Source organism: Pirellulales bacterium (assembly GCA_019636345.1).
In the GTDB taxonomy this organism is placed as follows: Bacteria; Planctomycetota; Planctomycetia; order Pirellulales; family Lacipirellulaceae.
Map to the genome: position 1 here is coordinate 450,631 of JAHBXQ010000001.1, position 14,622 is coordinate 465,252.

The 14,622-nt window shown below is 66.3% G+C and carries 15 protein-coding genes; 8 read left to right on the plus strand and 7 right to left on the minus strand.

Annotated elements, in window-relative coordinates:
* The first annotated feature begins 114 nt into the window (after positions 1 to 114).
* The 6 genes from KF688_01665 to hisB all read left to right on the plus strand — a co-directional run bounded on the left by KF688_01665 (position 115) and on the right by hisB (position 4,850).
* A complete protein-coding gene (locus KF688_01665; GenBank protein ID MBX3424363.1) occupies positions 115 to 1,050 on the plus strand; it encodes a phosphatidylserine decarboxylase family protein in 936 nt (311 codons plus the stop codon).
* An 89-nt stretch (positions 1,051 to 1,139) separates the two neighbouring features.
* Positions 1,140 to 2,054: a CDP-diacylglycerol--serine O-phosphatidyltransferase gene (gene pssA / locus KF688_01670; GenBank protein ID MBX3424364.1), complete on the plus strand. Its 915-nt coding sequence runs from the start codon at positions 1,140 to 1,142 to the stop codon at positions 2,052 to 2,054.
* A 4-nt stretch (positions 2,055 to 2,058) separates the two neighbouring features.
* Positions 2,059 to 2,658 carry a riboflavin synthase gene (locus tag KF688_01675; protein MBX3424365.1) on the plus strand — a complete coding sequence of 200 codons (600 nt, stop codon included), beginning with the start codon at positions 2,059 to 2,061 and terminating at the stop codon, positions 2,656 to 2,658.
* Positions 2,659 to 2,747: 89 nt separating this feature from the next.
* Entirely contained in the window at positions 2,748 to 3,653 is a 906-nt protein-coding gene (rsmA, locus tag KF688_01680; GenBank protein ID MBX3424366.1) for a ribosomal RNA small subunit methyltransferase A, read from the plus strand.
* A gap of 90 nt (positions 3,654 to 3,743) precedes the next feature.
* The gene (locus tag KF688_01685) at positions 3,744 to 3,971 is read left to right on the plus strand and encodes a hypothetical protein (protein MBX3424367.1); all 228 of its coding nucleotides are present in this window, start codon (positions 3,744 to 3,746) and stop codon (positions 3,969 to 3,971) included.
* A 285-nt stretch (positions 3,972 to 4,256) separates the two neighbouring features.
* A complete protein-coding gene (gene hisB / locus KF688_01690; GenBank protein ID MBX3424368.1) occupies positions 4,257 to 4,850 on the plus strand; it encodes an imidazoleglycerol-phosphate dehydratase HisB in 594 nt (197 codons plus the stop codon).
* Positions 4,851 to 4,903: 53 nt separating this feature from the next.
* On the opposite strand, the gene KF688_01695 is transcribed toward hisB, so the two are convergent.
* The 5 genes from KF688_01695 to KF688_01715 all read right to left on the minus strand — a co-directional run bounded on the left by KF688_01695 (position 4,904) and on the right by KF688_01715 (position 10,496).
* Positions 4,904 to 5,515, minus strand: coding sequence for an inorganic pyrophosphatase (locus KF688_01695; GenBank protein ID MBX3424369.1), 612 nt, complete (start codon positions 5,513 to 5,515; stop codon positions 4,904 to 4,906).
* Positions 5,516 to 5,654: 139 nt separating this feature from the next.
* On the minus strand, positions 5,655 to 6,989 hold the full coding sequence (locus KF688_01700) for a 6-phosphofructokinase (protein ID MBX3424370.1): 1,335 nt from the start codon (positions 6,987 to 6,989) through the stop codon (positions 5,655 to 5,657).
* Between the two features lie 373 nt (positions 6,990 to 7,362).
* Positions 7,363 to 8,709 (minus strand): acetyl-CoA carboxylase biotin carboxylase subunit, encoded by a 1,347-nt coding sequence (gene accC, locus KF688_01705; protein ID MBX3424371.1) that lies wholly within the window; start codon positions 8,707 to 8,709, stop codon positions 7,363 to 7,365.
* A 106-nt stretch (positions 8,710 to 8,815) separates the two neighbouring features.
* The gene (gene accB, locus KF688_01710; GenBank protein MBX3424372.1) at positions 8,816 to 9,301 is read right to left on the minus strand and encodes an acetyl-CoA carboxylase biotin carboxyl carrier protein; all 486 of its coding nucleotides are present in this window, start codon (positions 9,299 to 9,301) and stop codon (positions 8,816 to 8,818) included.
* A 106-nt stretch (positions 9,302 to 9,407) separates the two neighbouring features.
* Positions 9,408 to 10,496: an aminopeptidase P family protein gene (locus KF688_01715; protein MBX3424373.1), complete on the minus strand. Its 1,089-nt coding sequence runs from the start codon at positions 10,494 to 10,496 to the stop codon at positions 9,408 to 9,410.
* A gap of 335 nt (positions 10,497 to 10,831) precedes the next feature.
* Here KF688_01715 and KF688_01720 point away from each other — a divergent pair, with 335 nt between their 5' ends.
* Together KF688_01720 and KF688_01725 are read left to right on the plus strand one after the other, a co-directional pair.
* Positions 10,832 to 11,251, plus strand: a complete 420-nt coding sequence (locus tag KF688_01720; GenBank protein MBX3424374.1) for a 6-carboxytetrahydropterin synthase — start codon at positions 10,832 to 10,834, stop codon at positions 11,249 to 11,251.
* 214 nt (positions 11,252 to 11,465) lie between these two features.
* On the plus strand, positions 11,466 to 12,203 hold the full coding sequence (locus KF688_01725; protein MBX3424375.1) for a DUF4405 domain-containing protein: 738 nt from the start codon (positions 11,466 to 11,468) through the stop codon (positions 12,201 to 12,203).
* Positions 12,204 to 12,221: 18 nt separating this feature from the next.
* Here the strand turns inward: KF688_01725 and KF688_01730 are convergent, their stop codons facing one another.
* Together KF688_01730 and trpE are read right to left on the minus strand one after the other, a co-directional pair.
* Positions 12,222 to 12,773 (minus strand): YqgE/AlgH family protein, encoded by a 552-nt coding sequence (locus KF688_01730; protein MBX3424376.1) that lies wholly within the window; start codon positions 12,771 to 12,773, stop codon positions 12,222 to 12,224.
* Between the two features lie 195 nt (positions 12,774 to 12,968).
* Entirely contained in the window at positions 12,969 to 14,531 is a 1,563-nt protein-coding gene (gene trpE, locus KF688_01735) for an anthranilate synthase component I (GenBank protein MBX3424377.1), read from the minus strand.
* Positions 14,532 to 14,622 lie beyond the last annotated feature (91 nt).

A 14,622-nucleotide genomic window follows, 5' to 3' on the forward strand; every position in this document is an offset into this window, starting at 1 on the left:
CCGTGATCGGCGTGAGGTTCAATCGTGGTAGTGGTATTTGGGACTTGGACATTAGTCAATTGAACGCGGGGCGTGCTCCCTGCAGCGCGTCGGCCTGCCGACTGGTTGAAATTGATGGAAGAATCTGCCGCTCCGCTCCCCGCCAACATTCGCAGCGTACAGCCCGGCGGGGGGAAGTGCTATGCGATCGAGCTTGCCTGGGGCCGCTGGCGGCGGCGGTGGCTGAAGACCTTTCGCCGCGGGTACGTAGCGCGGATGGCGACGCTGCGCGAAGGGTCGACCGAGGGCGCCCCGCACGAGGTGCTCGATCCGCGCGATCTCAAGTATTGCTCGAACCTGTGCGCTGCGCGGTGGCCCGCGGAACACGACCCGTTCTTGTGGCGCGACAACCTGCCGTTCACGCGGTGGGGATTGGCCGAGCTGCAACTCATGGGCTGGCCGCTGTTGGCGGCGACCGTGGCGCTGGCCGGTTGCTGCTGCGGCCCGTGGCGCTGGGCGGCGGTCGTGCCGGGGGTGCTGCTGGGGCTGGTGCTGTGGTTCTTTCGCGATCCGCGACGGGTCGTCCCCGGCGATCCCGACGCGATCGTTTCGCCGGCCGACGGCACGATCGCCGAGGTGACGGAGCTCGACCACTACGACTTCCTGGACGGGCCGGCCGTACGGGTCGGGATCTTTCTGTCGATCTTCAACGTCCACGTGAACCGCTCGCCGCGGGCTGCGGTCGTGGCGGCGCTTGATTACAAGCCGGGAGAGTTTCTCAACGCGATCAACCCGGAAAGCGCGATTCGCAACGAGTATATGTGGATCGGCTTGGAAGACGCTCTTCGCCCCGACGTGCGGATGGCCGTGCGGCAAATCTCGGGGCTGATCGCCCGGCGTATCGTGTGTGCGCTCAAGCCGGGGCAGCCGCTGGCGCGGGGGCAAAAGTTTGGTATGATCAAGCTTGGTTCGCGAACTGAACTGGTGCTCCCGCGGGAGGCGGTGCGCGTCGAGGTCGCCGTGGGCCAAAAGGTGCAAGCCGGGACGACGGTGCTGGCGCGCTTCGTTTGATCGTCCCAAGCCCCGCTGCCTGCAGGGGCTCAGCCCGCGCACCATCGCGTCCCGCGCTCTCCCCCCTGACCTCCGACCGCTCCCCCCCAATGCGTCGCATCCGCGCCGTCGCCGTTTTTCCGACGCTGTTCACGCTGGGCAACCTCGTGTGCGGCTTCTTCGCGATCGTCGTCGCGTCGCGAATCGCTCGGCCGGGCGACGAGACGTTCGTGGCGCCGCCGGGGATCGAGGCGACCGACTCCGCCGAGGCGCCCCACGCAGCCAAGCCCTCGCCTCGGCTGGATTCGATCCGCGAGTTGCTGCGCAGCGTCGACCCGACCCACAACCTGATGCTGTGCGGGGGGCTGATCTTCGCGGCGATGTTGCTCGACATGTTCGACGGGCAAGTCGCCCGGCTCGCCAAGGTCACCAGCGATTTCGGCGCCCAGCTTGACAGTCTGTGCGACGTCGTGAGCTTCGGCGTCGCGCCGGCGATCCTGCTGGTGAAGATGTGCCCCCAGTTCGCCGAGGTTCATCGCGAGGCGATTTGGTGCATCGCGGCGTTGTTCGCCTGTTGTGCAGCAATGCGGCTGGCGCGGTTCAACGTCGAGATCGACGAGGAGGACGACCACTCGTGGTTCGAGGGACTGCCGAGCCCCGCGGCAGCGGCGGTGATCGCCAGCTTCGCCATGTTCTCCTACACGCTCCGCAACGAGATCAACGCCGGGAAGGATTTGTTCGAGCAGTTCGACTGGTGGCTGCAGCGGGTGTTGCCGCTGGTGGCGCTGGCGATCGGGCTGTTGATGGTGTCGCGGATCCCTTACCCCCACTTGGTGAACCACCTGCTGCGCGGGCAGCGCAGTTTTCCGCAACTTGTCGCGATCGTGTTCGCGGTGATGACGCTCGTGGCGGTGCGGTGGTACGCCATCCCCGTGATGTGCGCGGCGTATGCAATCGCCCCGGCTCTGTGGCACGGCTGGCAATGGCACGGCTGGCGCCGGCTGGCCCACGGAAGGGCGGGCTGACGCGATGTTCACCGGGCTCGTGCAAAGTCTTGCAGAGGTGCGCTCGCTCGAGCGCATCGGTCCCGGGGTGCGACTGGTCGTCGCCGATCGCGACGTCTCCGCACGGACCGCGATCGGCGGCAGCGTGGCGGTCAACGGCTGCTGCCTTACGGCGGTGACGATTGCCGGGGACGAACTCGGGTTCGACGCCGGCGAGGAGACGCTTCGTCGCACGAATCTCGGCCAGTTGAAGCCGGGCGACCGGGTCAATCTGGAGACCTCGCTGCGAATGGGGGACGAACTCGGGGGGCACTTGGTCACCGGTCATATCGACGGGGTCGGCGCCGTGGCCGCGCGGCACGACGATGGCCAGTGGTGCACGATGAGGTTCTTCGCTCCGGGCGCGCTGCTCGTGCAGATGGCGAGCAAGGGCTCGGTGGCCGTCGACGGGGTGAGCCTGACCTTGGTCGACGTGACGGACGCTGAGTTCAGCGTAGCCCTGATCCCCCACACCCTTGCGGCGACGACCCTGGGCCTTCGCCAGATCGGCGACGCCGTGAATCTGGAAACCGACGTGCTGGCTAAGTACGTCGAGAAGCAGTTGCAGGGGCGCAGGGATGCGTGACGTTTGATTGTTGATCTCGAACAGACTCAGCGCCGTGTTCCTCCTTTCTCTGACCTCCGAACTCCCTCCCCTGACCACTCGCCGCCGCCATGTCGCGCCAGACCAAGACCTTTCTGATGCAGCGGTTCCGCGAGATGGGGATCGCCCCGGCGACGCGGCACGGACAGAACTTTCTCATTGATCTGAATCTGCAGCAGTTGATCGTCGACGCGGCGCAGCTCGACAAACGCGACGTCGTGCTCGAAGTGGGGACCGGCACCGGCGCCCTGACCGCGAAGATGGCCCGTCAGGCCGCCGCAGTCGTCACGGTGGAGATCGACGGCCACTTGTTCGAGTTGGCGAGCGAGCTGTTGCTCGATTTCGACAACGTGACCATGCTCAAGCTTGACGCGCTGCACAACAAGAACCGCTTCCACCCGGCGGTTATGGAAGCCGTCGGCCAACGGCTGGCCGAGGCCCCCGACCGGCGGTTCAAGCTGGTCGCCAACCTGCCGTATAACATCGCCACGCCGGTGCTCAGCAACCTGCTGTCGTGCGAGCACGTCCCCTACTCGATGACCGCGACGATCCAGAAGGAATTGGCCGACCGCATCGTCGCGTCGCCGTGGTCGAAGGACTACAGCGGGCTCAGCGTCTGGATGCAATGCCAGGCCGACGCCGAGATCGTGCGGATCATGGGGCCGTCGGTCTTCTGGCCTGCGCCGAAGGTTGACTCGGCGATCATCCGCATCGCGGTCAACGAGGCGAAGCGCGCAGCCGTGCCCGACCTGCATTACTTTCACCAATTCACCAAGGCGATCTTCATCCATCGCCGCAAGTTTCTGCGGGCCAACGTCGTCGCGGCCATGAAGCGGCATCTCGACAAGGCCGAAGTCGACGAAATCTTGGCCGAAATGGAGTTCGCCGACGACGTGCGGACCGAACAGCTCGACGTGGCGACGCTGCTCCGGCTGACCGAGCTCGTGCGCGCCAAAGCGCCCGACTGGACGCTGTAGCGCGCAGCAGGCAGTTGGACAAACCGCCCACGCGCGAGTATCGTGGCGGAGTCGAGTTTCCGCCCGTCCGGCTGCGAGGACGACCGAGCCATGAGCTTCATCGAGTTGACCGGCGCCACGTTGCGCGACATCCTGCACGACGACGAACTGAGCGCCGACGAACTGGATCAGGCCCGGGTCGAGGACGGCACGATCGTCCGCGTCAACCACGAGGGGGACATCGAGGTCCGCCGGCACGACGGTTGGGAGGTCGTCGGCGGCCTCCTGGGCGCTTTCGAGGAACGCCTGCGAATCGCCACCGGGCTGGACTGGGCCTGATTCGTAGGGGGCTGAGGGACCCCCGGCAACGCCCCGCCGCCGCTCACTCCGGCGCTTGCGGCTGTGCGCCCCGGCCCGCTTCTCCCGCAAATCTGCCGCTTGCACCGATTCCGCGGTCGGGGCGGCCGATTCTTCCGAATCCGCCGCCCGCGAACCGGCTCCCTGCGGCACGCGTCCGTGATACGATCGAGTGGATGAGAACCGAGGGGACTCCGGGCCGCGTGGCGGTCCGACTCTTCCGCCGAACTTTGGGTTCGCACGTCGTCACGTTCGTTCCGGATCGCTATGCCGCGCACCGCTTCCGTCAACCGTCAAACGGCTGAAACGCAGATCGAGCTCGAGCTGGCGCTTGACGGTGCAGGTCAGGCCGACGTCGCGACGGGGATCGGCTTTTTCGACCACATGCTCGTCCTGTTCGCCAAGCACGGGGCGTTCGATCTGAGGGTCCGCGCCGTCGGCGATCTGCACGTCGATCAACACCACACGGTCGAGGACACGGGGATCTGCCTCGGTCAGGCCTTCCGACAAGCCCTGGGGGACAAGGCAGGGATCCGCCGCTACGGCCACTTCACGCTGCCGATGGAAGAGACGCTGGCGACGGTCGCGGTGGACCTGAGCGGGCGGTACGCGCTCGCCTACAACGCCCCCACTCCGTCGCAGAAGATCGGCGATTTCGACGCGGAGCTGCTGGAAGACTTCTGGCAGGCGACGGCCGCGAACTGCCTATGCAACCTGCACGTGCTGTTGCACTACGGCCGCAACAGCCATCACATCGCCGAGGCGACCTTCAAAGCCGTAGCCCGGGCGTTTCGCATGGCGGTCGAACTCGACCCCCGGATGCCGGGCGTGCCGAGCACGAAGGGGACGCTCAGCACGTAGGGCGAGCGGCATCCCGCGCGGTCGATCACAAGACGAAGACTCGTCGGTTCCGCTCACTCGCCGAAGTGTTCCACGTAATCGGCGATTGCCGCCTGGACGACCTTCTCGGCTTCTTCCCTGCCCATGGCCGCGGAGATGTCGACCTTGGCGTCCTCGGGGGTCAGCATCTTGTAGGTGCTGAAGTAGTGCCGCAGGCGGTCGACCATCACCTTGGGCAGATCGGCGACGTCCTTGACCTCGTGCCACATGTTGTCGTTTTCCAACACGGCGACGATCTTGTGGTCGGCCTCGTCGTTGTCGAGCATCGGCAGGACGCCGACGACGCGGGCCTTGAGGATGATTTCGCTGTTCTGGATCGGCCGTTCGCTGATAACGCAGATGTCCAGCGGGTCGCCGTCCCCCGTCTTGGCGCCGGGAATGAGGTCCTTGACCCGGTTGCCGCAGTAGGTGCGGGGGACGAACCCGTACAGCGTCGGGCAGAACGACGACGTCCGATTGGGGCGGTCGACGCGCAGGTACCCGGTCTTCTTGTCGAGTTCGTACTTGATTCGATCGAACGGAGTCAGCTCGATGTAGGCGTGCACGATCGACGGGGGATCGGGCCCCACGTCGAGTCCATGCCAGGGGTGGGGACGCCAGCGATAGAAGGGCGAGGGGAAGCCCATGGAAGGCGGAAGGGGGGAGGGAGGAAGGCGGGTGGGAACAGCAGACGGCAAAGTGCAGTCTGCAAAGTGCTTGAGCGGGACGGGCGCGCGGGGTGCTCGGGGAGGGAGGTCGGAATAGCGGTGCTCAGGGGGGCTCGGCTCAGTTGGGGCCGCCGCTGTCCCCTTCGTTGACGTACGTTTCCAGGAACCGGGTGAGCTTCTGGAAGTCGCTGTCCCGCTCGATGTAGCGGACCACCGTCACCAGCGTCTCGGGGTCGACCAACTCCTCGAACGGCACGTACTCGAGCTTCAACTGGCCGCTGACGCTGACCATCACGCCGTTGAGCCGCTTCTCGACAAGGGCTCGGTAGGCGCCGACGCCCAACTGGCTCCCCAGCATGACGTCGAACGCATGGGGCTTGGCGCAGCGGGCCTCGTAGCCGAGTTGCACCGCAGTCACCTTGCGCTTCTTGCCCGTCTGGCGGTTGTATTCCTTGGCGATCAACTCGGCGAACAGGTCGTGCAGATTCACGGCCGAGATGTTGATATGGCCGTGATCGTCGCGCGAGATTCCTTCCAGATACTGGGAGGGAAGATATTCGGCCAACCCCTCGGCGATGACGATCACCCCGTATTCCTTCCCTTCGCGTTCGCGGGCGGTGATCGTGGCGACGATGCGGGTGATCACCTCGTCGAGCTTCATCACGGTGCGGGTCGACTTTTCGCCCGTAGCGGGGTCGATCCGCTCCTCCGTGCCGCGGTACTTGCCGACGACGTCCTCGACGCTGACCACCAGGCTTGCCTCGCCGGCGATCGCCACGCCGTAGGCCAACCAGCCGGCGCTGCGGCCCATGCTCTCGGCGAGGAAGTAGCTGCGATTCGCCTCGGCGTCGGCCAGCATATTGCGGACCTCGGTCGCCAGAAAGTCGACCGCCGTGAAGTAGCCGAACGTAAAATCGATGCCGCGGTAGTCGTTGTCGATCGTCTTGGGGAGGTGGACCACCGGGATGCGGTGGGCGTCCAGCGGCAGACTGTCTTGGTACAGCTTGAACTTGTTGGCGGTCTTCAAGGTGTCGTCGCCGCCGATCGACACCAGCAGGTCGACTCCAATCGAACGGAGCGCCTCGTACACCGTCTTGAGGGGAGCGACTCGTTCGGGATCGCTCAAATGCGAGGGATGCGACACGTTCTTGCCGGGATTCGCCCGGGCGGTGCCGATCATGATCCCTTGCGAGTTGCGGGTGCGACGGAGCCAGCGGTGGTCGAGCATCACGTAGTCTTGCCCCTCGACAAGCGGGCGCGTCGAGGAGAACTCCATGAGATTCGAGTAGCCGTGCTTCACGCCGACGACTTCGATCTCGTTGCGGAGAAACGACACCGCCGCGGCCGAGATGACGGCGTTGGCCCCGGGGGCGGGACCGCCGGCGAACAAAATCGCCGCCCGACGAAAATTGTGGGGCATCTTCGGGGGACGTGACAGCGTATTTTCGGCCATGGCGAACTCTCTAGACTCTCGGGCAGACAATCATCGTGATGCAGGCCGGGCTGGCTGGCAGGGCCGGTTCGCACGGGTCGCGAACTCGGCAGGGCCCGGGCGGGGACGCCCCTGGCCGGGGCGAGCCGCCATTCTAAACGCGAGGGCGCCAACTGGGAACGGGCCCTGGGGGACAGGGAATTCCGGGACCTTGGAACCGTGGGGGGAAATGCGTTCTGAAATCCCTTCGGACGCCTTGCTCGGGCTGATTGGGGAGTGCGAGGCCCAAGCCGAAGCATGGCTGCGGCTTGCGGCAACCGCCACGCCGGACTCCCCGCTGCCGCAAAGAACTCGAGGTCGGAGCGTCCCCTCATCCGCCGGCGCAGCCATGGCGTCAGCCCGGCAAGAACGTCCGCTCGACGAACGTCGTGTCGATCCGACCCTCGACGAAGGCACTGTGCCCGAGGATCTCCTGGTGGAGCGGGATCACGGTCTTGATCCCCTCGACGCGCAACTCGGCCAGGGCCCGCTGCATCGTGGCGATCGCCTCGGTTCGGGTCGGCTGGTGGACGATCAGCTTGCCGATCATCGAGTCGTAATACGGAGGCACGACGTACCCGCTATGAGCGTGCGAGTCGAACCGCACGCCGTAACCGCCGGGGACGATCATCCGCTCGATCCGCCCGGGCGAGGGCTGGAAGTTGCGCTTGGGGTCCTCGGCGTTGATGCGGCACTCGATCGCGTGCCCGCGCTGCACCACGTCGTGCTGGGTGAACGGCAGCGGTTCGCCCGAGGCGACCAGAATTTGCTGCTTGATCAGATCGATGCCGGTGACCATTTCGGTCACCGGATGCTCGACCTGGATCCGCGCGTTGACCTCGATGAAGTAATAATTGCCGTCCTTGTCGACGATAAATTCGACCGTCGCGGCGTTCGTGTAGTTGGCCTCGAGGATTAGCCGGCGGGCCGCTTCGCACATCGCAGCGCGGGCCTCGGGAGTGATGCTCGAGCTGGGGCTCTCTTCGATCAGTTTCTGGTGACGTCGCTGGACCGAGCAGTCGCGCTCCCACAGATGGACCGCGTTGCCGTGATGGTCGGCGATGACCTGCACCTCGACGTGCCGCGGTTGTTCGACGTACTTCTCCAGGTACACGGCGCCGTTGCCGAACGCGGCGAGGGCCTCGGCCTGGGCCTGCTGGAGCGAGCTCTTGAGCGAGAGATCGTTGGCCGCGACGCGCATCCCGCGCCCGCCGCCGCCGGCGACCGCCTTGATAAGCACCGGGAAACCGACCTCGTGGGCGAACTTGAGGGCTTGCTCAGCGCTCTCGATGATCCCGTCGCTCCCGGGGACGACCGGCACCTTGGCCCGCTTGGCCAGGGCCCGGGCGGCGTTCTTGTCCCCCAGTTGGGCCATCGCCTCGGGCATCGGGCCGATGAAGTCGATGTTGCAACTGCGGCAAATTTCGTTGAAGTGGGCGTTCTCAGCCAAGAAACCGTAACCCGGGTGGATCGCCTGGACGTTTCCCACCTCGGCGGCGCTGATCACGTTGGCGATCCGCAGGTAGCTGTCGGCCGCCTTGGGGGGCCCGACGCAGTACGCCTCGTCGGCGAGATCGAGATAGGCCGAGCCGCGATCCGCCTCGCTGAAGATGGCGACCGTTTCGATCCCCAGTTCTTTGCAGGCGCGGATGATCCGCAGCGCGATCTCGCCCCGGTTGGCGATCAAAATGCGTTGAAACATGGCGACTGATGCGTGACCAGGAGCGTGGCGAGGAAGACCGCGAGACCGAGCGCCGGTTCGCAGACTCGGCCGCCGGTGCGGCGCGAAGGGCGGAAGTCCGCGACGATCACTTCTCGATTTGGAACAACTTCTGCCCGTACTCGACGGGGGCGCCCGCTTCGACGAGCACGGCCGTGATCTTGCCGCTGCACTCGGCGGGGATCTCGTTGAAGACCTTCATCGCCTCGATGATGCAGACCACGGTCTCGGGCCCGACGCGATCGCCGACCTTGACGAACGTGGGCGAGTCGGGGTTCGGGGCGGCGTAGAACGTGCCGACCATCGGGCTGGTGATGTAGGTCGCGTCCGCCGCAGGGGCCGGCGCCGCCGGGGGAGCGGCAGCCGTCGGGGCCGTGACCGGCGCCGGAGAGGGAGCCGAGACCGCCAGCGGGGCCATCGACGCGATCACGTCTTGTTTCTTGCGCAAGTGGATCCGCTGGTCTCCTTGCCGGAGATTCACCTCGGCCATGTCGAACTCGTTCATGAGCTCGACCAACTGCCGCACGCGGGCCACTTCGAACACGTCGTTGGAAGGCGGGGTCTTGTCAGCCATGGAAAGGGCCTTGGGAATGCGATGGCGACGCCGGGAGCGGCGGGAGGATGACGACTGGCGGCTGGCGATTGGTTTCGGTCGCCTGTCGCCAATCACCCTCTTCCACTCACCCCACGACGCATTGATCCAGTTCTTTCGGGACCGAGGTGAGGATCTCGTGGCCGTCGCGGGTCACGAGAATGTCGTCCTCGATGCGGATTCCGCCCCACTCGGGGAAGTAAATGCCGGGCTCCACGGTGACGATCATACCCGGCTTGAGCTCGGTTTTCTGCCCCCTGGCGAGCCGCGGGGCCTCGTGAATTTCCAATCCCGTGCCGTGCCCCAGGCCATGCCCGAAGTGCTTGCCGTAGCCCGCTTTTTCGATCACTCCGCGGGCGGCGGCGTCGACCGCCTCGCAGGTCGCCCCGGGGCGAATCGCCGCGATCCCGGCGAGTTGGGCGGCCAGGACCACGTCGTACAGCTTGCGGAGCTTCGGGGAAATTTTCCCCGTAGCCAACACCCGGGTGAGGTCGCTCATGTAGAGCCCCTCGTTGGCGCCCCAGTCGATGAGGATGAAATCGGCCTCGCCGACCCGCTTGTCGGTCGGCTTGCCGTGCGGCAGGGCGCCCCGCTCGCCGACCCCCACGATCGGCGTGAACGACAGCCCCTTGGCCCCGAACCGCCGGACCTGATACTCCAAATCCGCGGCGATCTGGTTCTCGGTCGTTTCAGGGGTCATTCCGGCGCGGACGACCTCGAACGCCCGCCGGGCCTGCTCGCACGCCTTACGGGTCCGGTCGATCTCGTCCTTGTCCTTGATCGCCCGCAGCTCCTCGACCCAGCCGCTGGTGGGGACGAGCGTCGCCTTGGGGAGAGCCTCGGCCACCGAGTCGCGCAGGCTCACCGACATCGAGTCCCCCTCGATCCCCAGCCGCCGGGCGCGGACCTTCTCGACCGTCTTCACGACGAAATCGAGGATCTTCGTCCCCGGGCCGCGGATCACCAGTTCGCAGTCGGGGCACTCGTCCCCGAGTTGCTGGTCGTAGCGCATGTCGCTGACGATGATCGCGTCGGTCGCCGTGAGGACGAGATAGCTGTCGTCCCCCGTAAACCCGGTCAGATAGGTGACGTTCAGAAAGTTGGTCACCAGCAGGGCGTCAAGCTGCTCCTTCTTGAGCAACTTGCGGAGTTTGTCGCGACGGGCGGCGTGATTCATAGCGAAGCGGGAAAGGAAAGGCGGAAGGGGGAAGGACCGTCGCGGCAGCGAGCCGCGGCGTCCCCGCCCGCGGCGAACGCTAACGCCCGCGGCGGCCCCACAGTATCAATGCCCCAGCAGGCCATGACAAGCCGGGCGCTTTGTCGCCCGGGGAAAGTTGTGATAGCTTGCGACAGGGTCGGGGGCTCCGCTCGCTTCGACCCTGCTCTCCAAACCGCGGTGGAACAAGGAGCCAGGCTCGCGCGCGGCGTTTTGAGTTTCGCCGGCCGAATCCCAAGGGCCCGCAATCCAGACCCCTTTTTCAACTGCCTGCCAGTTTTTCTCGGATCACTTCCATGCCCGAACTGTTCCGCGTCACTCGCGAAATCGAATTCTGCTACGGCCACCGCTTGCTGAACTACGCCGGCAAGTGCCGGCATCTCCACGGACACAATGGCAAGGCGGTCATTACGATCGAGGGGACTTCGCTCGACGATCGGGGGATGGTCGTCGACTTCTCGGACATCAAGGAGGCGGTCAGCACCTGGATCGACGTCAACCTCGATCACCGGATGCTGCTCCATCGCGAAGACCCAGTCGTCTCGATCCTGCAGCAAATGGGCGAACCGCTGTACCTGTTCGACGAGAACCCCACGGCGGAGAACATCGCCAAGCACATCTTCCAGGAAAGCAACAAGCTCGCCCTGCCGGCCCCGATCGTCGAGGTGCTGCTGTGGGAAACGCCGAAGTGCTACGCAACCTACCGCGAAGAGTGATCCGTATCGGCACACCCCGGCGCCGCGACGGCACATCTTAGCCGGACCGTCACGCGGTCCGGCTAGGCGAGTTGACGGCGCGCGGGCGGCGATCGGCGATCTTGCACGCCCCCCCCGTTTGCGGTCCGTGAATTGCCCTCTCCTGGGAAAGGTTGTCTTTTCACTCCCGGCGTCGGAGTTGCCGCGCAACGCCTCTTTCGAGAGGAAGCCAGCAATGCGCGCTCCCCACTGGAACGCCCTCGTCGATGGCGTGGCGTACGTCAATTTCGTGGCCCTGATCGCAACGGGACTCGTGCTGGAGTATCGGCTCCCCCCCGGCAGCGGCGGCCTGCACGGCGGTCGCGGGGGCCGCGGTTCCGCGGAGCGCGAGGTCGATCTCCTCTGGGGCTTCGACCGACACCAGTGGGGCGAGCTCCACTACGGGATCGCGCTGGTGTTGCTGGCCATCCTGGCCGTTCACCTCGCGCTGCACTGGAAGTGGATCGTCGCGATGCTGCGGGGAAAGAAGTCCGGAGCGTCGGGCATGAGGTTCGGTCTCGGCCTCGCCGGTCTCGTAGGCGTCGTCGCCCTGGGCGTGCTCCCGTTCGTTACGGCGACCGACGTGACGACCCGCGGCGCTCTCGCCCCGGCCCCTTCGTCGGAGTCAGACGCTTCAGCTTCGCCGCAACCCGCGCCAGCCTCGGACTCGTCGCACGGCGCCGATCAAAAATCGCAGGCCTTCGCCGACCTCCGCGGGCGCAACACCCTCGCCGAGGCCGCAGGCGCCGCGGGCGTTTCGGTCGACACGCTGCGCCGCGAATTCAATCTCCCTGCCGACACGCCTGCAACCACGCGCTTCAGTTCGTTCATCCACGACCAAGGACTCGGCATGGACGAGGTGCGACAAACGCTTGCAAGGTTGGCGACGCCACGCCCCGCAGGTGAGCCCGTGGACGGCGACCCCGGCGACTGACGGCAGGCGCCGGCCCGCTCAATTCAACTCGGGATCCTCGGGAATTGCCTCCGGGTTGATCCCCGGCGCCGCGATGTTGCGGCCGATGCGTTTACAGACGTTGCGCCACAGCGATTCGAAGTCGCCGAAGACTTCTTCGGCGCTGGCCGAGTCGACGAGCCAGCCCCCGAGTTCAAGCTCCCCTTCGAGTTGCCCGCCCCCCCAGCCGCTGTGACCGCTGAACAGGCGAAACTCGGCAGAAGGGGTGCGCACAAGCGCGTCGATGGGATCGCGCTGCATCGACATGAAGACCCCGGGCAGAACCTCCTCGTCGGCCAGATCGGGCTGGTCGTGAATCGCGATGAGCGGCCCCGGCACCGGCCCGCCGAGATACATGTCGTCGTCGCAGTCGACCTCGGCGGCGTCGATCAGCTCCCACACCTCGCGGACCGTCTTGTCGCCTGGGCGGTTGAGGACGACTCCCAGGGCCCCGTCCTCATTGTGACGGAGCATGAGTACGACCGTGCGCGCAAAATTCGGGTCCTTCAAATGAGGCGACGCGACCAGAAACTTGCCGGCGAGCGATTTCATGGGCGAGGGGGGCCGCAAGGCATCCACAAAGTCACGGAGGGCGTCACAGTCGGCTGGAACGAATAGGAACTTTGACGGCTGGCCCGGTCCGAGGCAACGGATCGGCGGTCCGGACGCGAAAACTCCGCCGGCCTCCTCCGGCAGCTCGTTTCAGGCGCCTTGTGATCAATGCGTCTTCGTTGTCGCTTTGGACGCTCAGGAGTCGCCCAGGGCCCGGCGTTGCGTGAGCTCGATCGCGGTCAGCAATCCGCGGGCCTTGTTGAGGGTCTCCTGGTACTCGCTGGCAGGGTCGCTGTCGGCGACGATCCCGGCGCCGGCCTGAACGTACGCCTTGCCGTTTTGCACGACGACCGTCCGCAGGGCGATGCAGGTGTCCATATTTCCGGCAAAGTCAATGTAGCCCACGGCGCCGGCGTAGGGGCCGCGACGGACCGGTTCGATTTCGTCGATGATCTCCATGGCCCGCACCTTGGGGGCGCCCGAGACGGTGCCTGCGGGCAGGCACGCGGCTAGGGCGTCGAAGGCGTCGCAGTCGTCGCGCAGGTCTCCTGTGACGTTCGAGGTGATGTGCATGACGTGGCTGTAGCGTTCGATGACCATCACGTCGGAGAGCTCGACCGTGCCGAACTTGGAGACTCGGCCGACGTCGTTACGGCCCAGATCGACCAACATGACGTGCTCGGCCCGCTCCTTGGGATCGGCGATCAGTTCGTCGGCCAGGGCCCGGTCCTCGGCCTCGGTTCCGCCCCGACGGCGGGTCCCGGCGAGCGGCCGGACGGTCGCGCGCCCGTCGACCACCCGGACCATAATCTCCGGCGAACTGCCGACCAGCGTGCAGGCCGGCGTGCGCAGATAGAACATGAACGGGCTGGGGTTCACCACCCGCAGCGTGCGATAGAGCTCGAACGGAGGCAGGTCGAAGTCGACCTCCATCCGCTGGCTGATGACGACCTGGAAAATGTCGCCGGCGCGGATGTACTCGACGCACTTGCGGACCGCCCCCTCGAACTCGGCCTGCGTTTGGTTCGAGCGGGGTTTAAGAGTCAGTTCCGCCCCGGGGGCGATGTCGGCCAGCGGAAGCGCCGCGCCCGGGGCCGACAGGACCGCAACGTACGCGTCGACCCGGGCGGCGGCCTCGCGGCGAGCCGCCTCGATCTTCTCGGGGTCGCCCGCAGCGCCGCGGACGTCGGCCAGCACGATTGCGTGCAGCGTCTTGGCCACGTTGTCGAACACGACCATGTGATCGAACAGTCCGAACGCCAGGTCGGGGAGCCCGCGGTCGTCACGGGGGGCGTCGGGAAGGCGCTCGACGTAGCGGACCGTGTCGTACCCCGCGTAGCCGACCGCCCCGCCGATGAAGGGGGGGAGCTCCGCGAGGTGAGCCACGCTCAGTGCGCCGACCAGCTCGCGCAGCGTCTCCAGCGGGTTGTCGACCGTGCGGCGCTCGGCCAGCCAGCTCTCGACCGGTTGCTCGGGGGCTTTGGCGCCTGTGGCTGGCCCCGTCGGGCGACGACGGATCGTCACCTCGCAACCCCGGGCTTCGACCATCAGGAACGGCTCGCAGGCGATGAAGCTGTAGCGACCGACCTTTTCGCCGCCGATGACGCTCTCGAACAGCCCCGCCGCGCCGCCGCGGTCGAGCTTGCGAAACGCCAGCACGGGGGTCAGGGCGTCGCTGACGAGGGTGCGGTAGACCGGCACGAAGTCGTATTCCGCCGCGAGCGAGGCGAAGCAGTCAGCGGACGGAAGATGGGACATGCCGGGTCCGGGGAACTGGGAGGCGAATCGGCGAGCGAATGCGAGCGACTCTCAACCGCCATGCAACGAGGACTGCCGCCGCCGGTTGACG